The 21,646-nt window shown below is 67.0% G+C and carries 21 protein-coding genes; 8 read left to right on the forward strand and 13 right to left on the reverse strand.

The genetic code is table 11. The annotated features are described in order from the left end of the window. The first annotated feature begins 109 nt into the window (after positions 1-109). From ACO2TI_RS13170 to ACO2TI_RS13180, 3 genes are read left to right on the forward strand one after another with little or no spacing between them, the layout of a single operon-like run. Positions 110-1,336 (forward strand): oligosaccharide flippase family protein, encoded by a 1,227-nt coding sequence (locus tag ACO2TI_RS13170; protein ID WP_423284891.1) that lies wholly within the window; start codon positions 110-112, stop codon positions 1,334-1,336. Beyond that, positions 1,333-2,460, forward strand: a complete 1,128-nt coding sequence (gene glf, locus ACO2TI_RS13175) for a UDP-galactopyranose mutase (protein WP_423284892.1) — start codon at positions 1,333-1,335, stop codon at positions 2,458-2,460. Before ACO2TI_RS13170 ends, glf begins: the two co-directional genes overlap by 4 nt. After that, positions 2,450-3,433, forward strand: coding sequence for a hypothetical protein (locus tag ACO2TI_RS13180; protein ID WP_423284893.1), 984 nt, complete (start codon positions 2,450-2,452; stop codon positions 3,431-3,433). The genes glf and ACO2TI_RS13180 overlap by 11 nt, the downstream gene beginning before the upstream one ends. A 39-nt stretch (positions 3,434-3,472) precedes the next feature. Here ACO2TI_RS13180 and ACO2TI_RS13185 read toward each other — a convergent pair whose 3' ends face one another. After that, a complete protein-coding gene (locus ACO2TI_RS13185; RefSeq protein ID WP_423284894.1) occupies positions 3,473-4,387 on the reverse strand; it encodes a hypothetical protein in 915 nt (304 codons plus the stop codon). Between the two features lie 126 nt (positions 4,388-4,513). Between ACO2TI_RS13185 and ACO2TI_RS13190 the strand changes: the two genes are divergently transcribed. Beyond that, a complete protein-coding gene (locus ACO2TI_RS13190) occupies positions 4,514-5,419 on the forward strand; it encodes a glycosyltransferase (RefSeq protein ID WP_423284896.1) in 906 nt (301 codons plus the stop codon). Between the two features lie 31 nt (positions 5,420-5,450). Here the strand turns inward: ACO2TI_RS13190 and ACO2TI_RS13195 are convergent, their stop codons facing one another. The 10 genes from ACO2TI_RS13195 to ACO2TI_RS13240 all read right to left on the reverse strand — a co-directional run bounded on the left by ACO2TI_RS13195 (position 5,451) and on the right by ACO2TI_RS13240 (position 15,212). Continuing rightward, positions 5,451-7,145: a Wzy polymerase domain-containing protein gene (locus ACO2TI_RS13195; protein ID WP_423284897.1), complete on the reverse strand. Its 1,695-nt coding sequence runs from the start codon at positions 7,143-7,145 to the stop codon at positions 5,451-5,453. Between the two features lie 70 nt (positions 7,146-7,215). Continuing rightward, positions 7,216-7,698 (reverse strand): pilin, encoded by a 483-nt coding sequence (locus ACO2TI_RS13200; RefSeq protein WP_423284898.1) that lies wholly within the window; start codon positions 7,696-7,698, stop codon positions 7,216-7,218. A gap of 203 nt (positions 7,699-7,901) precedes the next feature. Continuing rightward, on the reverse strand, positions 7,902-8,708 hold the full coding sequence (locus ACO2TI_RS13205) for an MBL fold metallo-hydrolase (protein ID WP_423284900.1): 807 nt from the start codon (positions 8,706-8,708) through the stop codon (positions 7,902-7,904). A gap of 113 nt (positions 8,709-8,821) precedes the next feature. After that, positions 8,822-9,502 carry an FHA domain-containing protein gene (locus ACO2TI_RS13210; RefSeq protein ID WP_423284901.1) on the reverse strand — a complete coding sequence of 227 codons (681 nt, stop codon included), beginning with the start codon at positions 9,500-9,502 and terminating at the stop codon, positions 8,822-8,824. A gap of 89 nt (positions 9,503-9,591) precedes the next feature. Next, entirely contained in the window at positions 9,592-10,398 is an 807-nt protein-coding gene (locus ACO2TI_RS13215) for a Stp1/IreP family PP2C-type Ser/Thr phosphatase (protein ID WP_423284903.1), read from the reverse strand. Between the two features lie 50 nt (positions 10,399-10,448). After that, positions 10,449-11,561: a serine/threonine-protein kinase gene (locus ACO2TI_RS13220; protein WP_423284904.1), complete on the reverse strand. Its 1,113-nt coding sequence runs from the start codon at positions 11,559-11,561 to the stop codon at positions 10,449-10,451. A gap of 19 nt (positions 11,562-11,580) precedes the next feature. Next, on the reverse strand, positions 11,581-12,318 hold the full coding sequence (locus ACO2TI_RS13225; RefSeq protein ID WP_423284905.1) for a TerC family protein: 738 nt from the start codon (positions 12,316-12,318) through the stop codon (positions 11,581-11,583). A 137-nt stretch (positions 12,319-12,455) separates the two neighbouring features. Further along, a complete protein-coding gene (sucD, locus tag ACO2TI_RS13230) occupies positions 12,456-13,349 on the reverse strand; it encodes a succinate--CoA ligase subunit alpha (RefSeq protein ID WP_423284906.1) in 894 nt (297 codons plus the stop codon). A 17-nt stretch (positions 13,350-13,366) separates the two neighbouring features. Next, complete coding sequence (gene sucC, locus ACO2TI_RS13235) at positions 13,367-14,533, reverse strand: ADP-forming succinate--CoA ligase subunit beta (protein WP_423284908.1); 1,167 nt, start codon at positions 14,531-14,533, stop codon at positions 13,367-13,369. A gap of 58 nt (positions 14,534-14,591) precedes the next feature. Further along, positions 14,592-15,212 (reverse strand): DUF2889 domain-containing protein, encoded by a 621-nt coding sequence (locus tag ACO2TI_RS13240; RefSeq protein ID WP_423284909.1) that lies wholly within the window; start codon positions 15,210-15,212, stop codon positions 14,592-14,594. A 141-nt stretch (positions 15,213-15,353) separates the two neighbouring features. Here ACO2TI_RS13240 and argC point away from each other — a divergent pair, with 141 nt between their 5' ends. Further along, positions 15,354-16,289 carry an N-acetyl-gamma-glutamyl-phosphate reductase gene (gene argC / locus ACO2TI_RS13245; protein ID WP_423284910.1) on the forward strand — a complete coding sequence of 312 codons (936 nt, stop codon included), beginning with the start codon at positions 15,354-15,356 and terminating at the stop codon, positions 16,287-16,289. Positions 16,290-16,322: 33 nt separating this feature from the next. Here argC and ACO2TI_RS13250 read toward each other — a convergent pair whose 3' ends face one another. Together ACO2TI_RS13250 and recA are read right to left on the reverse strand one after the other, a co-directional pair. Then, positions 16,323-16,835, reverse strand: coding sequence for a RecX family transcriptional regulator (locus ACO2TI_RS13250; protein ID WP_423284912.1), 513 nt, complete (start codon positions 16,833-16,835; stop codon positions 16,323-16,325). A gap of 90 nt (positions 16,836-16,925) precedes the next feature. Continuing rightward, positions 16,926-18,014 (reverse strand): recombinase RecA, encoded by a 1,089-nt coding sequence (recA, locus tag ACO2TI_RS13255; protein ID WP_423284913.1) that lies wholly within the window; start codon positions 18,012-18,014, stop codon positions 16,926-16,928. 150 nt (positions 18,015-18,164) lie between these two features. Here recA and ACO2TI_RS13260 point away from each other — a divergent pair, with 150 nt between their 5' ends. The 3 genes from ACO2TI_RS13260 to ACO2TI_RS13270 all read left to right on the forward strand — a co-directional run bounded on the left by ACO2TI_RS13260 (position 18,165) and on the right by ACO2TI_RS13270 (position 21,613). Continuing rightward, positions 18,165-18,836, forward strand: coding sequence for a response regulator (locus tag ACO2TI_RS13260; RefSeq protein ID WP_423284915.1), 672 nt, complete (start codon positions 18,165-18,167; stop codon positions 18,834-18,836). 41 nt (positions 18,837-18,877) lie between these two features. After that, positions 18,878-20,431 carry a sensor histidine kinase gene (locus ACO2TI_RS13265; protein ID WP_423284917.1) on the forward strand — a complete coding sequence of 518 codons (1,554 nt, stop codon included), beginning with the start codon at positions 18,878-18,880 and terminating at the stop codon, positions 20,429-20,431. Positions 20,432-20,497: 66 nt separating this feature from the next. After that, positions 20,498-21,613, forward strand: coding sequence for a patatin-like phospholipase family protein (locus ACO2TI_RS13270; RefSeq protein WP_423284919.1), 1,116 nt, complete (start codon positions 20,498-20,500; stop codon positions 21,611-21,613). The last annotated feature ends 33 nt before the right edge of the window (positions 21,614-21,646 follow it).

The raw sequence follows: 21,646 nt of genomic DNA on the forward strand, positions 1-21,646 counted from the left end.
GAGAATCTGCTGCCATCTGATGCCGAGTCGCATTGCGGAACGTTCGGATGCTACACATCGCGCGAGCCCGAATCAGAAACCTGGGCCGGCCAACCCGCTGAGCCGCCTCATGCCTCGAGCCACCGCCATCGATACGCTGGCCACCTACGCGGGATCAGCCTTCAAGCTGGCCGTTCCGCTGCTCGTCGTCCCGCTCCTTGCGAGGCGGCTCGATCCGTCCTCTTTTGGCTTGGTGGCGGTGCTTGTTTCGGTCGCCATGTCGCTGTCGATACTCGTCGAGCTCGGATTCGGCCTCAGCGCAACACGCGCAGCCGTTAATGCATCGCAACTCGAGCGGCGCCGCATCGCCGAGCAAGTGCTGGGCGCGCGCGTGGCTGTCGCGGCCTGTCTTCTGGCCGTCGCGGCACTCGTCGCATGGGGATTCGGTGTCCACGCGTTGACGCCGGGATCCGTCATGGCCACGGCCGCACTGACGGTAGCTACGGGGTGGACGAACGCGTGGTATTTCCAGGCCACCGGCCAACTGCGCCGCCACGCGGCAATCGAAGTCGCCGCCATGGTGGGTGGCGCAGCCATATTCGCATTGGCTGCTCGCGACGTGGCATCGACGCTCTGGTGCTATTGTGTGCTCTACGGGCTGGCACCGGCTCTCTCGCTCGTTTGGATCCACGCTTCACTGGGTCGTCCCTCGCTGAGCACCTCTATTGTTCTGAGCGGATTGCGCATGACGGGCAGCATGGCCTCGTTCCGTGCGCTCACCACGAGCTACACGGCCGCCGTCCCGGCGCTGTTGGCGCTGGTCGTGCCGTTGCCGGGCGTGGCGGCGTTCCATATCGCGGACCGGATGGTCCGCGCCTTCGCGGCGCCGCTGCAACCGCTGACGCTGGTTCTGTACCCTGTGCAATGTGAATTGCAGCAACGAGACCCCATCGTGTTCTTGCGCGTATCGTCGCGGCTCCTCGCCATGGCGGTAACTTCTGGGTTGGTTGCCGCCGCTTTGCTGTTCCTCGGCGACGACGCCGTTATGCAGTTGTTCGCAGGCGCGGAGCTCGCCTCCTCCGCGGGGGACGTCCTGCGCGTGCTCTGCTGGATCCTGGCGCCACTCTACGGCTCGACCGTGCTGGGCATGTTGTGGCTGCTCCCGCTCCGAGATGACCAATTCTTCAACCGCTGCATCGCAGTCGGAGCCGTGATGGGCATCGGCTTGCTGCTGACCCTGCCGGCTGCCTACGGATCGCCGGGCGCGGCATGGTCGCTCCTGGCCGCTGAAGCTACCGTCTTTGGCGGTATGGCTATTCGCTTCATTACGGCGACGAAACTGCACATCTCATCATGATCAAGTTCGACTGGCTTGTCGTTGGCGCAGGCTTGACCGGCTTGACTTTCGCCGAACGGATGGCCTCGCGGTTCGGCCGGAAAGTCATGGTGATCGACCGGCGCAGCCACCTCGGCGGAAACACCTTCGACGCGCCGAATGAGCACGGCATCCTCACGCACGTTTATGGGCCGCACATCTTTCATACCAACAGCCAGAAGGTGTGGGACTACTTGAGCGTGTTCACCCGCTGGAGGCCTTATGAACACCGCGTCCTCGGGCTTGTCGAAGGATCGTGGATCCCCATCCCGTTCAATCTGACTTCGATCGACCGAGTCTTTGACTCCGGCGAAGCAGCGCAGATCAAGGAGATGCTCGTCGCGCAGTACGGATTCGGCGCGAAGGTGCCCATTCTGGATCTGAAGCAATGCGCTCAACCGCGACTGCAGGCACTCGCGGGGTTCGTCTACGAGCACGTGTTCCTTCACTACACGCGAAAACAGTGGGAGCTCGAGCCTGAGGATCTCGATGCCGCCGTGACGGCGCGAGTCCCGGTCTTCGTTTCCCACGACGACCGATACTTCCAAGACACGTACCAGGCGATGCCGCAGGGCGGCTACGGCGAGATGGCGCGGCGTATGGCTGACGTGACTGGCGTGGAGGTCCATCTCGGGATGTCACACCTCGATGCCATGCAAGGCGTCGCCTTTGATCGGATGTTCTTTACCGGACGCATCGACGAGTATTTCGACTTCGAGCTCGGTCGACTGCCTTACCGATCGCTGCGCTTCCAACATGAGACCCTCTCGGTCGATCGATTCCAGACAACGGGAACGCATAACTATCCCGGCCTCGAACCGTTCACCCGGATCACCGAGCAGAAAACGCTCACCGGGCAGGTTCTCAATGGCAAGACCGGCATCGTGACGGAGTACCCGGTGGCTCATAAGGAAGGCGAGAACGAACCCTACTATCCGATCCCTCGTGAAGAGAATCGTGCGCTGTATCAGCGCTATGCCGATCTCGCGGCCCGCAAGGCACCAAACGTCGTCTTTGCTGGCCGACTGGGTGACTATCAGTACTACAACATGGATCAGGCGGTCGCGCGGGCCCTGATGCTATCGGAGAAGATGGGTGCCGTCTGATTCTGAGGGCAAGGCGCCCGACAGGGCATACTTCGTCTTCGCACCGTCCAGTTACGTCACTGGCGGGCCGGAGGCGCTCCATCAACTTGTCGATGGACTGAGAAAGCTGGGCCGCAAGGCCTACATCAGCTACTTCCCGGCAAATGCTTCGCAGGATATCCCTGAGCCGTTCGCGCACTACGACGTGAGTGTTCGCCAGCCGCAGGACCTACCGCACGAATATGTCATTGCGCCCGAGTCGGCGACCTATCTCCTGCGCCGGTTTCGTCGTGCGCGCCGGGCGGTCTGGTGGCTATCTGTCGACTACTTTTTCGGCGTCGAGCGACTGAGTGCGTGGGCGGATCTGCTGCGCCGCGTTCGCTTCGCGCTGCAACGTCGCAATTTGTCGCGCGCCGAGCTGCGGCGGGTCGACCATTTCTGCCAGTCTCGATACGCCCTCGATTTCGTCCATGCGCTCGGGCTGCCGGCGCAGATGCTCTCCGACTATGTGACCAGCGACATCGTCTCGCCGATCCATGCCGCCTCGCGAACGCGAAGGATTCTTTTCAATCCGAAGAAGGGCATCGCGACGACCCAGCGCCTGATGCGGCAGATGCCCGATGTCGAATTCATGGCGCTGCGGGGACTCAGCCGCTTCGAGATGAGCGCTACGCTGCAATCGTCCATGCTGTACATGGACTTCGGCCACCACCCCGGGAAGGATCGAATGCCTAGGGAAGCCGCCGCGTCCGGTTGTTGCGTCATCACGGGCCGCCGCGGCAGTGCCGGCTTCCAGGAAGACCTCCCGATTCCAGACGCCTACAAGCTGGACGAGTCGAGTGACGCGTTCGAGCAGCGCTTCGCGACTTTGGTGCGGGCGATCTTCTCGCGCTTCGACGATCATGCTGGGAACTTCGACGCGTACCGATCGCACATTGCTCAGGAGCGCGCACGGTTCATGGACGAGATCGACACTTCCTTTCCCAGGGCATGAGCGGCGATGGTCGCTAGGTTGCGGGCACCAGCGCCCCCCCTACGCGGCTCGTCGCGGCTTCAAACCGGCCAGCAGGCCCCTGCCCAATGCGGTCAGTTTCTCGCGGCGGTGATCCTCAGCCAGCAAGATGCCCATAGCCTCGTAGATCATGCGAACGCCACAAAGGACTGAAAACGCCGGCAACGAACGAACATGCGCTCGGGCCAATGCCATCGTGTTTCGCGCGATCGCGAATCGCCGCGCCGGGCTGTGACCACCGCTTTGAAGCTGCACGCCCAACACACGATATGACCGGCGTTGGCCGATCGAATGCTCGAACTCGACGTCGCCGCAAACATACAGGCGCAATTGGCAGCGCCGACTGCGCAGGCAGTAGTCGGTATCGATATGGTCGACCCCGAGCGATTCGTCGAACTCACCGATGCGCTTGAGGGCCGACAAACGCCATACGGCCATGGAGTTGATCAGGAAGCTGACCCGATGCACACCCGATACCTCACGCGGCAGCCAACGGAACCAGAACCGCCCGAGCACCATGTGCTTACCGCGAAGGCCTGTCGCGCGGTCGCGGTAGATGGGCGCCACGGCTGCCGTGGACAAATCTTCGAGCAGCGTCGCAACCGGCGGATGCCGCAGGAACACATGAAGCGCATGGACATCGCTGTCTTCGTCGAGGAATGTCACGTGCGTAGCAGCGGGCCAATCGCGTTCGAGGCTTTCGATGGCTCGGTTGTAGGCACCCGCCAGTAACCCGGCATTGGCGTTTCGGATCAGCCGAATCCCGCCAAGCTCCGCGCCAAGAAGTGCCGGATGTCCTTGCGGCGAGTTGTCCACAACGATGACGTGCCGCAAGCCATCAGCGAGCTGGCGCACGCGCGGCAGAGGATCGTTGTCTGTGCGGAAAAGCACGATGACAGCGACGACGCGTTGCCAAAGTGGAGACTGCTCGATCATCGGGTGCGGTTCAATGTAGTCAGGAATCGGCAAGGAAGATTAAGGCAACGTCCGTTCTTCAGCACGGAGCTGCTGCGATCGGAACCTGACCGCGCTCCATTTCGACCAAGCGTCGCGACGCACATCATGCCCCGACAAGTCATCGTTCTCCTCGCGACCTTCAACGGCGCGCCGTGGCTCGACGAGCAACTCGCAAGCATCTTCGCGCAAGAGGACGCGAGCGTATCGGTATCGGTGCTGGCCAGCGATGATGGCTCGACCGACGCGACTGGCGAGGTGCTGCAACGCTGGGCACGGGACACCGGCCGGGTGCGGGTTCTTCCAAACGCCGGGCAGCGCCTCGGCGCCTGCGGCAACTTCCTGCGGCTGTTGCGCGAGGCCGAGCTCGGCGAAACCGACGCCGTTGCGCTCGCCGACCAGGACGACATCTGGCTCCCAGGCCGTCTCGACACGGCACTGCGTCGGCTTGCATCGGGAGACACCGACGGCTTTTCGTCCGACGCCATTGCCTTCTGGCCCGACGGGAAGCGCAAGCCGCTCGGTAAGGCGCATGCTCAGCGCAGGTTCGATCATCTTTTCGAACCAGCAGGCCCGGGCTGCACCTATGTGATCGGGCGTCGACTCGCCCTTGCGCTGCAGCACGAAATCAACGTCGATCCGGAGCGCTTCGTCGGCATTGGCTACCACGACTGGCTGATCTACGCTTATGCACGCTCGAACGGATACCGATGGTTCATCGACCCGACGCCGAGCCTGCTCTATCGCCAGCACGCGCACAACGAACTGGGCGCCAACTTCGGCACCACCGGCGTAACGCGTCGGTGGGAGCGGCTTCGCAATGGCTGGTTTCGCCACCAGGTATTGAGGATCGCCTCGTTCTGGCCCGCCGGGCAGGAAGACGTCATCGAGCGGCTGCAGCGCTTCGGCTGGGCCGATCGAATCTGGCTTGCTTTGCGGTCCAACCACTTGCGGCGTCGGCCACGCGACTGGCTGGCACTGTCCGCCATGCTGCTTCTCAACGTCTTGCGGTAGCGCATCAGACGACGCCGGCGTTCGTTTCAATTCAACGGTTCTGCTCGACCGCGGCCGGAAACTGGATGCCTGCCAGTTGCGGGTACTTCACTTGTGCCGCCGCCCAGGACTCGCGACCTTCCTCGCATCGCTGTCGGTTCCACAAGTGGCAGATGAGTTCCAGGTTGCGCCGTGCCGCCTCGGGCTTGCCGTTGAGTCCCGCGGCCATGGCGTAGCGCAGCATCACTGCCGGCGGCATGAAGCGCTGGTTGACACGGCGCATGCGCTCGAGGTCGTCCTCACCCATACCCGGCCGCGCCGGCGTCAGGCGAAACCAGATGAACTCGCGCTGGTTGTCAAGCAAGACAACATCCGGCACCGTGGGCTCGTCGCCACGCGTCACGTATCCGGCCTCCTTGAATCGAGCGCGGCGGGCAGCGTCCTCGACTTCGCCGTACTCGACGGCGATCCAGGCCGTCATGGCGCCCAGAGCTGCCAACCCGAGTGCATAGACAGCCGCGTGCACGTTGACGATGCGGGCTTCCGACGTAGGCGCCACGACCCTCGCCTCGATGATCCCGAGGAAAGCTCCCAGCGGCAGCAGAAAGTAGGTGTACGCGTGGGGAAACTCGACCAGCGCATGCGCCAGGACCACACCGCCGGCGGCCATCGCGCACCACGTGGTCGCATCGCGGCAGCGCAGGCACCGGCTGACGATCCACCACGTCAGGGCCACGCAGACCAAGGTCCCGAGAATCACTCCGTTCCAGATCAGCAGGTCGAGCACGAGGTCGTGGCTGTAAGTGACCCATTCGTGCGATCGCGGATGATCGAGCGCCACCTGCTGCTGCGCTGCGCTGACTTGCATCCAGCCCCACCCGAAACAGGGCTCGCGCCAGACCGCGTCCCAAAGCATTCGCCAGTGAATGCTGCGTCCGCCGACCTGCTGGACGCGGTCGGACAGGACGGTCGCCGTCGGGATGTCGAGCGCCTGATTGATCGGACTCCACGCCACCGTGAACGCGATGAAGCACGCGAGCCCGACGGCGATACCGAAGCCGGTCGTACGCAGGCCGGCACGCGATCTCGCCAGAACCCACCAGAGCGCTAAGACCGCAGCAAACAGCCAACCGACGCGCGACTGCGTCATGACCAGACCGAATACGAAGGCGATGATCAGGATCGAGATGCCGATGCGGCCGATGCGGCGCATCTCGAACAGCCAGAGCGCTGCCACGACCGCCAGTCCAAACATGCTGGCCAGATGGTTGGGCTGTGTGAAGTTGGCGAAGACGCGCGCACCACGATCCAGCTGTTCGATGTAGCTGAGCCAGCCCACCTGCAGCCACTGTCCTAGTCCAATGCCCAGGGAAACCAGGCCGGCAACGAGAACGGCAGCGAACAGGCCAGCAGCAAAGCGCTGATCGGGAACTGCTGCCAGCGCACGCGCGGCAATGATCGTCATGCCGAAGCCGGCGAGGTACAAGCTGGGCAGCAACGCGTCCGCCAGGAACGGCACGCGTCCCGCGAGCCACTGCAGCATCGGCACGGCGGCGAACGCGATCGCCGCCGCCGCGATCAATGGCACCTTCAATCGGCGCTGACCGGTCGATGCCGTCGCCGCCAGACCGATCAGCAGCGCGCCGATCGCAGCGGCCAGCTCCTGCTGAAACCCTGTCCAAGGAAAGTAATGTCCAGGCAGCAGCCACGCAATGCAGAACGCAGCGAGGCCGAAGGCGTAGATCATGATGTCCGCGAGACTGCCCAAAAAAAGGGGCGGCCGAAGCCGCCCTCTACGAGTTCAGAAGTGAACTTAATCAGCTCTTGCACGAACCCGGCAGGTACTTCTTGTCCATGGGAGCGCTGGTGCCCGGGCCGCAAAGGAACGTGCCCACCGTGGCCGAGCCGATGCTGGTCGCAGCCAGCGCAGTGCCGCCCGCATCCGCCGGAACGAGGCGAATGGTCTTGCTCGCGGCGTCCTTCAGGTCCGCAGCGGCCGACGTGGTGACCGTGATGACGCCGGCAGCGTCGGTCGTGATCGTCGCAACATACTTCGACTGCTGGCCGGTGGATGCCTCGCAGCCCCAGCCGTTGACGCCCGGCAGCGAAGACTGCGAACCGGTCTGATAGACCTCGGCGACGGTCGTGCGGCACTGGCTGGCCGCCAGGATCGCTTCAGAGACCTTTGCCTTGATGGTGTAGGTCTGATACGCCGGCAGCGCAACCGCCGCCAGAATGCCGATGATCGCCACGACGATCATCAGTTCGATGAGGGTGAAACCCTGTTGAACGCGCTTCATTGAGATGTCCCTTCCTTTGCAAAGAGGTTGTCCGTTGGACGCGCTGCGAGTTGCAGCCCCCGTGCCAGCCGGAGATGGGCCTCGAACCGTGCGCAATTCCACCGATGCGACGCCTGTTGCTGCGGCCCAATGACGGGGAGGGTCAGCTTCGCCGCCTTGTCCAGCGCGCGATGTGACGCGCTGCGTCAGTTGTTCGTCCGCCGTTACAGCTCGAACACCTGCCCGGCGGCCAGCGGTTCGATCTCGTGCGCCGTGTCAATCGCACGAATCTGCTCGATCACCGCCACCGCCTCGCCCGGCTTGGGATGAGTGATGTGCACCGGCACGCTCCCCGGCAGCTGCGCCAGTTCGCCCGCCAGCGTGCCCGGGGACAGATGGCCCGAGATGTCCGCCAGCCAGCGCTCCTCGTCACCGAACGCGGTTTCGATCACGAGGTGAGCGATGCGCCGCCCGCGCAGCGCCGCCCACAGCGCCGGGTTCGGCCCGGTGTCGCCGCTGTAGACCCACCAGCCGGCCGGCGCGTCGAGCGCAAAGCCGACGGCTGGCACCGTGTGACGCGCCGGGAGGACTTCTAGCCGGCGCGAACGCTCGGCCGGCCCGAGTGCCAGCACCTGGCCCACCTCGAATGCGTGCAGTGACAGGATCGGCCGCTCCACGCTCGGAATGCGCGTGAAGTCCGGCCACAGACGGTCGTTGAACAAGTGCTGGCGCAGCGTGGCCAGCGTGGCGGGCAGGCCGTGCACGCGGATCGGTCCGCGCGAGGCGTCGGCGAAACGCTCGCGCATCACGCTGTCGGCCAGCAGCGGAATGGCCAGCACGTGGTCCAGGTGCGAGTGCGAGAGGACGATGTCGTCGATCTTCGTCATCGCCTCGAGCGGCAGGTCGCCAACGCCGGTGCCGGCGTCGATCAGCGTGTGCTCGTCGAGCAGGAAGGCGGTGGTGCGGCAGCCGGCGGCGATGGAGCCGGAGCAACCCAGCACCTGAACCCGCACGCCGTTCGTCGATGTCATCGGCCCGATGGTGCCGGCTCGTCGCGGCCTGCACAAGCCGGCGGCGACAAGTGGAACGGATGCGACGTGCCTTGCTTCACGCGCGAAGCGGGCGCTCGCCCGCAGGCAGGGGATCAGGCTTGCACGAACTGCATCTGCGTGCCGGCGAGTTCGATGACGTCGCCGTTCTTCAGATGCACGGGCTCGGCGGCGATCGGGGTGCCGTTGACGGTGGGACGGGCGGCGCCTTCAACGTGCGCAAAGACGTAGCCACCCGGCCGCTTGGTGATCGAGGCGACCTGAACGCCCGGCTTGCCGACCGTGGTGACGACCTTGGTCAGCGCGACCTCGCGGCCGACCGCAGCGCCGTTGAGCACCTTGATCGATGCCGAGGCGCTCGGGCCTAGGCCGCCGAAACCCGAGGTGCCGCTGCTCATCGGCGCGGTGGGCTGGAAGGTCGGCGTGGCACCGGAGCCGGGGCCGAACGCGCCCGGCTTGATCACCATGGTCTTCTCGTAGTCCTGGTGTTCGCCGGTCAGGTACTTGATCTTGTACTTGCCGATCTCGACCGTGTCGTTGTGCTGCAGCAGCTGCTTCTTGATTGCCTTGCCGTTGATGTAGGTGCCGTTGGTGCTGTTGAGGTCTTCGATGAAGACGTCGGCGCCCACCATCTGCAGCACGGCATGCTCGCCGCTGACGGCGAGGTTGTCGATCACGATGTCGTTGTACGGACGCCGGCCCAGGGTCGTCTTGTCCTTGGTGACCTGGACTTCCTTGATGACGACCCCGTCAAGTGAGACGACCAGCTTGCCCATGCCCCTACCTCGGTTGTTGTCCCGGCTGTCGATCCGATTGATCTGGCAACGCTGACTTGCTCAGCCGATGTTGCGGCCCGCCAGCGGCACTAGCGACGAAACGGCCACCAGCCGCGGCTGGTCGGCGACTGTCCGAGCGCGTGTACCAGGATCACCGATATGTTATCCCGCCCGCCCGCGTCGTTGGCTGCGTCCACGAGGGCTTGCGCCGCCTCGGGCAAAGCGTCGTGCTGCTGCAACAGGTCGGAAATGAGCTCGTCGTCGATCATGTCCGACAGGCCATCGGAGCACAGCAGCAGCTTGTCGCCGGCCTGCATCTCGTGGATGTGGGTTTCGAGCAGCACCGTGTCCTCGACGCCGACCGCGCGCGTGACGAGGTTCTTGTGCTGCGAGACCGCGGCCTGGGCGGGCGTGATCAGCCCGGCGTCGATCTGCTCCTGCAGCAGCGAGTGGTCGCGCGTGATCTGCGAGAGCGTGCCGCCGCGCAGGCGGTAGCAGCGCGAGTCGCCGACGTGGCCGATCAGCGCGCGCGTGTCGCGCAGCACCGTGAGCAGCAGCGTCGTGCCCATGCCAGCGTACTGCGCATTTGAGTTGGCTGCGTTGAAGATCGCGCGGTTGGCGTTCTCGACGCAGATGTCCATCGCGCGGCGCACGTCGCCATCGGTGGCGCGCTCGCTGGCTTCGGTGAGCCAGCGGCCGAGTTCGGCACGGATGAAGGCGGTGGCCATGCCGCTGGCGACCTCGCCGGCGTTGTAGCCGCCCATGCCATCGGCCAGGACGGCCAGGCCGGCCGCCTCGTCGACGGCCACCGAGTCCTCGTTGTTGTTGCGCGAGCGCCCGGTGTCGCTGGCGCAACAGAACTCGAACCGCAACGTGGGCTGGGCGACGGTGGTCATGGACGAAAACGGCGCCGGTCCGATTGAAGGCCTGATGCCGGCGCGGCAGGTCAGCGATTCTGCCCGGGCGCCGGGGGCTGCGCGGCGGTCGGCACGGACCCCGATTCGCGGGACTCGACAGGCGCCGCGGCCTTGATCTCGCGCAGCACCGCACGCAGGTCGGCGGCGAAATCGCGGCCGCTGGCGTAGCGCGTTTCGGGCCGCTTCTGCAGGGCCAGCGTGACCACCTCGGCGAGCGACGCCGGCAGGTCGGGGCGCAGCTCGCGCAGGTCGGGCGGCGGCTCGCTGGCGATGGCGCGCACCAGCGCGGCCATCGAAACGCCCTCGAACGGCAAGCGTCCTGTCAGCAATTGGTAGAGCGTGACCCCAAGCGAATAGAGATCGCTGCGCCCGTCGACGCGCTCTCCAGCCATCTGTTCGGGCGACATGAAGCTCGGCGTGCCGAGCACGAGACCGGTGCGTGTTTGCGTCGCGTCGGCGATGTGGGCGATGCCGAAGTCGGTGACCTTCACCGAGTCGTGCGCCGGGTCGACCATGATGTTCGCCGGCTTGATGTCGCGGTGGATCACACCCTGTCGGTGCGCGAAATCGAGCGCATCGGCCACGCGCGCCAGCGTCGCCACCACCTGCGCGGCGGGCAGCAGCGTGGCCGGCTGCGCGTGGCGGCTGAGGTCGTGGCCGCGCAGCAGCTCCATCGCGATGTAGGCCAGGCCGCCTTCCTCGCCGGCATCGAGCACGCGCACGATGTCGGGGTGCTGGAGCCGCCCGGCCATCTCGGCCTCGCGGAAGAAGCGAGCGCGCGCGTCGAGCAGCGCCTGGCCATGGAATTCGCGGCCCAAGGCCATGGTCTTGAGCGCGATCGGCTGGCCGCTGCGCTCGTCGACGCCGAGCATCACCATGCCCATCGCGCCGCGCGCCAGGTCGCGCTCGATGCGAAAGTGCCCGAGCCGGCGGCCCGGCGCGACCGCCAGCGCCAGGTCGACCACCGTGTCGCCCGCCTCGGCGACCTGCGTCTCGGCGTAGTTGGTACTGGCGTACTGCGTGGCGGGTGCACTGCCCACTCGCCGCCGGTCGCCGCGCGCACCGCGCCGCGCCAGCCACCACAGCAGACCAAGCACCGCCGCGAGGGCCAGACCGAACCAGAGCGCCTGTGTCGTGGTCACGGTCAGGGCGCTCGCGCGCTCAGGTGCTCGCCGCGCTGTCGGCGGCGCCCTTGCGGGCGCCGAGGGCCTTGCCGATCGCCAGCACCAGCAGCGCACCGGCGATGCCGGCGGCGTACTTCACCGCGTCGGTCTGCGCGATCTTGGGAATCTGCAACCACTTCTCGGGATCGGCGACCGCCGGATCGGAAACCGCCATCGTGCCGGCGATCCAGCCGAGCAGCATGCCGCCCAGCGTGATGATCAGCGGGAAGCGGTCCATCAGCTTGATGACCAGCTGGCTGCCCCAGACGATGATCGGGATCGACACCAGCAGGCCGAAGATCACCAGCGGCAGTTCGTGATGGTCGGCCGCGCCCTGGGCGGCGCCGGCGATCGCGATCACGTTGTCCAGGCTCATCACGAAGTCGGCCACGATGACCGTCTTCACCGCGGCCCAGAGCTTGTCGCTGGCCTGGATGTTGGCGTGGTCGTCGTCGTGCTCAGGCAGCAGCAGCTTGACGCCGATCCACAGCAGCAGCAGCGCGCCGACGAGCTTCAGGAACGGGATCTGCAGCAGCTGCAGCGCAAAGAAGATCAGCACCACGCGCAGCACGATCGCGCCGGCGGTGCCCCACAGGATGCCTTGCGTGCGAAGCTTGGGCGGCAGCTTGCGGCACGCCAGCGCGATCACGACCGCGTTGTCACCGCCGAGCAGGATGTCGATCATGATGATCTGACCGACCGCGACCCAGAACTCCGGGGTCAGGAACTGTTCCATCGTGTGTCCTCGTGCGTCGTGGCCGGCCGCCGCTGGCGCCGTGCCGCGCAGTGTAGGGGGCTGCAAGCCCCACGACAAAGAAGAAGGCCGCCCACAGGCGGCCTCATCGCGACGGCCGTAACGGCCGTCGTGCAGGATCAGAGGAGGCCCTTGAGCAGCTTGCCCATCTCGGACGGGTTGCGGGTCACCGTGAAGCCACAGGCTTCCATGATCTCGAGCTTGGCGTCGGCCGTGTCGGCACCGCCCGAAATCAGCGCACCGGCGTGGCCCATGCGCTTGCCCGGGGGCGCGGTGACGCCGGCGATGAAGCCGACGATCGGCTTCTTCATGTTGTCCTTGCACCAGCGCGCGGCTTCCGCCTCGTCGGGACCGCCGATCTCGCCGATCATGATCACCGCGTCGGTGTCCGGATCGTCGTTGAACATGCGCATCACGTCGATGTGCTTGAGGCCGTTGATCGGATCGCCGCCGATGCCGACCGCCGAGCTCTGGCCCAGGCCCAGTTCGGTGAGCTGCGCGACCGCCTCGTAGGTCAGCGTGCCCGAGCGCGAGACCACGCCGATGCGGCCCTTGCGGTGGATGTGGCCGGGCATGATGCCGATCTTGATCTCATCGGGCGTGATCAGGCCGGGGCAGTTGGGGCCCAGCAGCAGGGTCTTCTTGCCGCCGGCGGCCTCCTTGGCCTTCATCTTGTTGCGCACGACCAGCATGTCGCGCACCGGAATGCCTTCGGTGATGCAGACCACCAGGTCGAGGTCGGCATCGACCGCTTCCCAGATGGCGTCGGCCGCACCCGCGGGCGGCACGTAGATCACGCTGACGGTCGCGCCCGTGGCGCCCTTGGCGTCCTTGACGCTGGCGTAGATCGGAATGCCCTCGAAGTCCTCGCCGGCCTTCTTGGGGTTCACGCCGGCGACGAAGCAGTTCTTGCCGTTGGCGTAGTCGCGGCAGCCGCGGGTGTGGAACTGGCCCGTCTTGCCGGTGATGCCCTGCGTGATGACCTTGGTGTCCTTGTTGATCAGGATGCTCATCTGTCTAGTCCTTCAGGTCATTGCTTCTTGACGGCGGCGACCACGGCAGTCGCGGCTTCGGCCATCGTGTTGGCCGAGATGATGGGCAGGCCGCTCTCGGCCAGCATCTTCTTGCCCAGGTCCTCGTTCGTGCCCTTCATGCGCACGACGAGCGGCACCTTCAGGCCGACCGCCTTCGAGGCGGTGATCACGCCGTCGGCGATGGTGTCGCAGCGCATGATGCCGCCGAAGATGTTGACCAGGATGGCCTTCACTTCCGGGTTCTTGAGCATGATCTTGAAGGCCTCGGTGACCTTCTCGGCGGTCGCGCCGCCGCCCACGTCGAGGAAGTTGGCCGGCTCGCCGCCGAACAGCTTGATCGTGTCCATGGTCGACATCGCGAGGCCCGCGCCGTTGACCAGGCAGCCGATGTTGCCGTCGAGCTGGATGTAGGCGAGGTCGAACTTCGAAGCCTCGATCTCGGCGGGATCTTCTTCATCGAGATCGCGATAGGCCGTGATCTCGGGATGGCGGAACAGCGCGTTGGCGTCGAAGTTGAACTTCGCGTCGAGCGCGATGAGATTGCCCTTGCTGTCGCAGTTCAGCGGGTTGATCTCGACCAGCGACGCGTCGGTGTCCATGTAGCACCGGTAGAGCTTCTGGAACAGGTCGACGGCTTGCGCGTGCGAAGCCTCCGGCAGGCCGATGGCCGCCGCGATCTTCTTGGCCTGCTCGGCGGAAAGGCCGGTCAGCGGATCGATGTAGTCGGTGATGATCTTTTCGGGCGTGGCGTGGGCCACTTCCTCGATGTCCATGCCGCCTTCGCTCGAGGCGATGAAGGCGACCTTCTGCGTCGCGCGGTCGGTGACCAGCGAGACGTAGTACTCCTTCTTGATGTCGGCGCCTTCCTCGATGTACAGGCGGCGCACCTTCTGGCCCTCGGGGCCGGTCTGGTGCGTCTTGAGCTGCATGCCGAGGATCTGGCCGGCCAGCGTCTTGACCTCGTCGATGCTCTTGCCGAGCTTGACGCCGCCGCCCTTGCCGCGGCCGCCGGCGTGGATCTGCGCCTTGACGACCCACACCGGGCCGCCCAGCTTCTGCGCGGCCTCGACCGCTTCTTGCACGGTGAACGCGGGAATGCCGCGCGGCACCGGCACGCCGAACTGGCGCAGGATCTCCTTGCCTTGGTACTCGTGGATCTTCATGGGCTGTCTCTGCTCGAGGGGGACTTCTGGGAATGCGCCGCCGCCGTCTCGTTGGTTTCTAGCGCGCGGGGCGGGGGTCGGGGGAGAAGGGGTCCGCGGCGGGAGCCGCATTGTGCGCTGGGCGGCCCTGGCTCGGCCGGTACCAGCGCGGATAGAACTGGCGCACCGCTTCGCCGTCGCGGCGCAGCGCGTGGCAGCGGTCGATCTGGAACGGCGGCGTGCCGTCCTGGCCGCCTTCGCGCGTGTCGATCACCTCGCCGGCGAAGGCCTGGATCACCGCGGTCGGCAGCACCTGCGCCAGCTCGGTGATGTGGGTGCAGCCGAGCACGCCGCCGAGGCGCTCCTTGAGAGCGGCGCGAAATCCGCGCAGGAGATTCAGGCCGACCAACCGACCGTAGGCGTCGCCGTGATCGTTGCACTGGCCGGGGTAGGGCATCCAGTAGGTTTCGGCGCCGGACTCGTGGATCGTCAACTCGGTGTCGACCACCAGGCGCAGCAGCATCTCATGCAAGGGCACGCCGGCCGGGCGCACGCCGCCGGCGGTGGCCAGGTCGCGCGTCTTGACGTCGGTGAGACGCGCATCCACTTCCCACAGACCATCGCCGCGCGCGAAGACCTGGACGTCGAAGCAGCGCTGGTGCTTCAACTGTCGATTCGGGCTGGCAGGGGGAAGGGCCATCGGGCGCGGTACTGTCTGGGACGCCGCGCCGCCGGGCGCAAAGCCCGCGGACTTTAGCATGGTGCGCCGCACCAATCGGGGTCTGGGGCGCTACGATGCCGGTCTCGCCTCCGGCCCGCTTCTCCCGCTTTCGAGCCCGCCATGAACCGTACCCCCGCGCGCATCTTCATCGACGGCGAGGCCGGCACCACCGGCCTGGGCATCCGCGACCGCCTCGCCGGCATGCCTGGCATCGAGCTGGTCAGCATCGATCCGGCGCAGCGCAAGAACCCCGACGCGAAGCGCGAGCTGATGCGTGGCGTCGACCTGGTCGTGCTGTGCCTTCACGACGATGCCGCGCGCGAATCGGTTGCGCTGGCCGACTCGCTGCCGGGCGGCGGGCCGCGCATCATCGACGCCAGCACCGCGCACCGCGTCGCGCCGGGCTGGGTCTACGGCTTTCCGGAGCTGACCGGGGAGCAGGCGCGCGCGGTCGCCGATTCGCGCCGCGTGGCCAACCCCGGCTGCTACCCGACCGGCGCGATCGCACTGATCCGCCCGTTGGTCGACGCCGGCCTTCTGCCCGCCGACTACCCCGTCGCCGTGCACGCCGTCAGCGGCTACTCGGGCGGCGGACGGTCGATGATCGAGGCCTACGAGGCCGGATCGGCACCGCCGTTCGAGCTCTACGGCCTGGGCCTGGAGCACAAGCACCTGCCCGAGATGCAGCAGTACGGGCGGCTGACGCGCCGACCGATCTTCGTGCCCAGCGTCGGCAACTTCCGCCAGGGCATGCTGGTGCAGGTGGCGCTGCAGCTCGACCTGCTCAACGGCCGACCGCAACCGACCGACCTGGAATCGGCACTGGCCCAGCGCTATGCGGGCAGCGAGTTCGTGCGCGTCGTGCCGGCCCAGGAGGTCGCGGCCGAGGGTGGCAAGCTCGAGCCCGAAGCGCTCAATGACACCAACCGCCTGGAGCTGCGGGTCTACGGCAACGCTGCGCGGCGCCATGCCCTGCTGGTCGCGCGGCTGGACAACCTCGGCAAGGGCGCTTCTGGCGCGGCGGTGCAGAACCTGAAGCTGATGCTGGGGCTGTGAACCGCCCCTGGCGCTGCTGAAGTGACCTCTTGATCAGGTCGGGTCCTCAACCCCGCCGACCACGCGGCGCACAACCTCAGCGGCAAAGCCGCGCGCGGCCAGGAAGCGCATCTGCTTGGCACGCCCAGCGGCATCGAGCGCCGGCTGCCCGAAGCGCTTGAGCCACACGGCGCGAGCACGCGCGACCTCGCTGGCCTTGAGCTGCTGAGCCGTCTCTGGATCGAGCTCGATGCCGTGCTGGGCGAGCTCCTGACGGATGCGCAGATTGCCGAAGCGCGCGGCGCGCGCCTGCACCCGTGTCTCGACGAAGCGTTCGGTGCTCAGCAGGTCCTTGCTCGCGAGCCAGTCGAGCAGCGCGTCGATCTCGCCTTCTTCGGGCACCGGCACAGTCGGTGCCACGCCTTCGAGCAGACTGGCCTGGGCGCGCTCAGCGAGTTTTTGCCGATGCCGAGCCAGCTTGCGGCGCAGCTCGATGCGGCTGTGCTCGCGCTGTGCGATCAGCGCGAGCGCCTTGGCCTTGAGCGTGGGCGGTGGGCGGCGAGACATCGTGGACAGGGGCAGAAACAAGCGCGCCGGCTCGGAGCCGGCGCTGCGGGAGATCGGCCGGCGCGGCCGGCCGGTCTTGCGAGGCCGGCCTTACTCCTCGGCCGCCGCCTTCTTGCCGCGCGCCGGCTTTTCGGCCGGTGCGTCGGCACCGGCGTCAGTAGGCAACAGCGGAATGCCCAGCGACTCGCGCACCTTGTTCTCGATCTCGACCGCGAGGCCGGGGTTCTCTTTCAGGAACTCGCGGGCGTTGTCCTTGCCCTGGCCGATCTTCTCGCCGTTGTAGGCGTACCAGGCGCCCGACTTCTCGATCACGCGGGCGGTGACGCCCATGTCGATGATCTCGCCCTCGCGCGAGACCCCCTCGCCGAACAGGATGTCGAACTCGGCCGTCTTGAACGGCGGCGAAACCTTGTTCTTGACGACCTTGACCTTGGTTTCGTTGCCGATGACCTCTTCGCCCTTCTTGATGCTGCCGATGCGACGGATGTCCAGGCGCACCGAGGCGTAGAACTTCAGGGCGTTGCCGCCGGTCGTGGTTTCGGGGCTGCCGAACATCACGCCGATCTTCATGCGGATCTGGTTGATGAAGACCACCATGCAGTTGGTCTTCTTGATCGTCGCGGTGAGCTTGCGCAGCGCCTGGCTCATCAGCCGGGCCTGCAGGCCGGGCAGGGAGTCGCCCATTTCGCCTTCGAGTTCGGCCTTGGGCGTGAGCGCGGCGACCGAGTCGACGACGATGAGGTCAACCGAGCCCGAGCGCACCAGGGCGTCGACGATCTCGAGCGCCTGCTCGCCGGTGTCGGGCTGGCTGATCAGCAGGTCCGACAGCGTCACGCCGAGCTTTTGCGCGTATTGCACGTCGAGCGCGTGCTCGGCGTCGATGAAGGCGCAGGTGCCGCCGAGCTTTTGCATCTCGGCGATGACCTGCAGCGTCAGCGTCGTCTTGCCCGAGGACTCCGGGCCGTAGATCTCGACGACGCGGCCGCGCGGCAGGCCACCGACGCCCAGCGCGATGTCCAGACCCAGCGAGCCGGTCGAGACGACTTGAACTTCCTCAATGACCTCGCCTTCGCCGAGCCGCATGATCGAGCCCTTGCCGAACTGCTTCTCGATCTGGGCGAGGGCGGCCTGCAGGGCCTTGGCTTTTTCGGTGTTCAGGGCTTTGACGGGGGCGTCCATGCAGCGGGTCTCCGGTTCGATCGGCTGGGACTGGATTATTGCTCAGGCTGGATGTTTGTCCAGTGGTTTTCTCGCCAACGCAGACCCTCTCCCTACAATGAAGACATACCGCCGCCGGCCCCCGAGAGCCGGCGCTGCGAGGAGACAAGCATGCGAATCCTGATTGCCGAAGACGACCAGGTCCTGGCCGACGGCCTGCTGCGCACGTTGCGCAAGGGCGGCTACGCGGTCGACCAGGTCGGCTCGGGCAGCGAAGCCGACGCCGCGCTTTCGTCGCACGAGTTCGACCTCGTGATCCTCGACCTGGGCCTGCCCAAGATGAATGGCCTGGAGGTGCTGCGCAAGCTGCGCGGCCGCGGCGCCAGCGTGCCGGTGCTGATCCTCACCGCCGCCGACAGTGTCGAGCAGCGCGTCAAGGGCCTGGACCTCGGAGCCGACGACTACATGGCCAAGCCCTTCGCGCTGGCCGAACTCGAGGCGCGCGTACGCGCGCTCACGCGCCGCGGCCTGGGCACGGCCTCGACGATCATCAAGCACGGCCCGCTGAGCTTCGACGCCACCGGCCGCGTGGCCTACCTCAACGACCAGATGGTCGAGCTGTCGGCGCGCGAGCTGTCCCTGCTGGAGGTGCTGCTGCAGCGCGCCGGACGCCTGGTCAGCAAGGACCAGCTCGTGGAACGCCTGTGCGAGTGGGGCGACGAGGTCAGCAACAACGCGATCGAGGTCTACATCCACCGGCTGCGCAAGAAGATCGAGCAGGGGCCGGTGCGCATCGCCACGGTGCGAGGGCTGGGCTACTGCCTCGAGAAAATCCCCTCTTGAGCCTGCTCGCGCGACGGCGGCGCGGATAAGCTCGCGCCGCGATGCTGATCAAGCGCCCCCCGGAACAGCGTTCGCTGTTCGGCGAGATCCTCGACTGGATGCTCGCGCCGCTGCTGCTGCTGTGGCCGATGAGCATCGCGCTGACCTGGCTGGTCGCGCAGGGCATCGCCAACCACCCCTATGACCGCGCGCTCGGCGAGCGCACGCGCACGCTGGCGCAGCAGATCGTGCTCGCGCCGACCGAGGTCGGCAGCAAGGGCGAGGCGGCGCAGCCGAAGCTGATCTTCGTGCTGCCGGCCACCGCGGCCAACCTGCTGCGCGCCGACGAGGCCGACGACATTTATTACCAGGTGCTGGGCCTGCGCGGCGAGTTCGTCAGCGGCGACCGCTCGCTGCCGGTGCCGCCCGACGACGAACGCGTGCCGCCGGGCGAGCTGCGCTTTCGCGACGACGAGATGCACGGCGAGCCGGTGCGCGTGGCCTACCTGTGGGTCGACCTGCCCGGCCTGCCACCCGGCGGCAAGCCGGTGCTGGTGCAGATGGCCGAGACGCTGGGCAAGCGCTCGCGCCTGGCCACCGAGATCATCAAGGGCGTGATCCTGCCGCAGTTCGTGATTCTGCCGATCGCGGTGCTGCTGGTGTGGCTGGCCTTGGCGCGCGGCATCGCGCCGCTGGGCGAACTGCAGCAGCGCATCCGACGCCGCCGCGCCGACGACCTCAGCCCGATCGACGAGCGCGAGGCCCCGGAGGAGGTCTCGCCGCTGGTGCGCGCGATCAACGACCTGCTCGGCCGGCTCGATCGTTCGATCGTCACGCAAAAGCGCTTCCTCGCCGACGCCGCGCATCAGATGAAGACGCCGCTGGCCGGGCTGCGCATGCAGGCCGAGCTGGCGCAGCGCGAAATCGATGCCGGCGAGCGCGACCCCGAGGCCGTCAAGCGCTCGCTGCAGCAGATCGCGCTGGCGAGCCAGCGCGCGGCGCACATGGTCAACCAGCTGCTCGCGATGGCGCGCGCCGAGGACCGCGAGCTGGTGACGCAGCGCCACGAGGTCAACCTCGCGCAGCTCGCCACCGACGTGGTGCGCGACTTCGTGCCGCGCGCGCTCGAGCGGCAGATCGACCTCGGCTACGAAGGCCCGGGCCCGCAGGCGCGCCAGGCGGGCGCGCGCGTGCTGGGCCAGCCGCTGCTGCTGCGCGAGCTCATCCGCAACCTGGTCGACAACGCGTTGAAGTACACGCGCGCCGGGGGCACGGTCACGGTGCGCGTGATCGACGATCCGTTCGGCCAGGTCGTCGTGCTGCAGGTCGAGGACGACGGCCCCGGCATCCCGGCGGGCGAGCGCGAGCTGGTGTTCCAGCCGTTCTACCGCGCGCTCGGCACCGATGTCGACGGCTCCGGCCTCGGCCTGGCCATCGTGGCCGAGATCGCGCGCCAGCACGGCGTCGAGTTGACGCTCGAGGAAGCCCACCCCGGCAGCGCGCGGCCGGGCGCCAAGTTCACGCTGCGCTTCGCGGCCGCACCGGCGCCGGCCTCGCAGCCGCCGGCGGCGCCCGCCCAACCTGACGGCGAAGACCCCAACGAAGTCCATCCCTGAGTCCCGTCGCAGCCCGGGGCTTAGACTGGGGGAAACCCGCAGGCATTCCGCCGAAAGGAGACCCCGATGCTGCAGCCCGAGGACGACAAGGAACCGCCGGTGCAGACCGAAGCCAAGCCGCGCCCGAGCGCGCAGGCTGAGGTCCCGCGCGCGATCGACCTGGCGCTGCAAGGCGGCGGCTCGCACGGCGCGTTCACCTGGGGCGTGCTCGACCGCCTGCTGGAAGACGAGACGCTCGACTACAGCGGCATCTCGGGCACCAGCGCCGGCGCGCTCAATGCCGCGGTGTTCGCGACCGGCTGGCACGCCGGCGGACGCGAGGGCGCGCGCCAGGCGCTGGCGGACTTCTGGCGCGACGTGAGCGTCGGCGGCCAGATCTTCTCGCCCTTCAGCCTGACGCAGGCGCACGCGATCACGGACAACTTCAATTTCGACCGGCTGCCGAGCTACCAGTGGCTCAACAGCTTTCTGCGCGCCTTCAGTCCCTACGAGTTCAACCCGCTGAACCTGAACCCGCTGCGCGAAGTGGCGCGCCGCCACGTCAAGGAGGAGGCACTGCGCGACTGCTCGGTGCCGATCTTCGTCACCGCGACCAGCGTGCACAGCGGCCAGGCGCGGGTGTTCACCGGCAAGGAACTGAGCATCGACGCGCTGCTGGCCTCGGCCTGCCTGCCGTTCATCTTCCAGGCCGTGGAGATCGACGGCGAGCCCTACTGGGACGGCGGCTACACCGGCAACCCGGCGATCTACCCGCTGATCTACCGCAGCGACGCGCTCGACATCCTGCTGGTGAAGATCAACCCGCTGCAGCGCGAGGGCAAGCCCACGCGCAGCGTCGAGATCATCGACCGTCTCAGTGAGATCACCTTCAACGCCAGCCTGGTGGCCGAGATGCGCGCGATCGCCTTCGTCTCGCGCCTCGTGCGCGAAGGCCGGCTCGATCCGGGCCGCTACAAGGACCTGCGCCTGCACATGATCGCCGACGATGACGGCCTCGCGCCCTACAACGCCAGCAGCAAGTTCAACACCGACGCGAGCTTCCTCGAGGAGCTGTTCAACCTCGGCCGCAAGGCCGCCGAGCGCTGGCTGAAGAAGCACCGCGACGACATCGGCGTGCGCTCGACGCTGGACGTCGAGAAGACCTTCCTCTCGAGGATGGAGCGACAGCGGCGCGGCGCGTGAAGCCGGCCCTGGCCGGCGGCAGCGCAGCCACGC

The organism is Caldimonas sp. KR1-144, assembly GCF_049446155.1.
Lineage (GTDB): Bacteria > Pseudomonadota > Gammaproteobacteria > Burkholderiales > Burkholderiaceae_C > Rivibacter.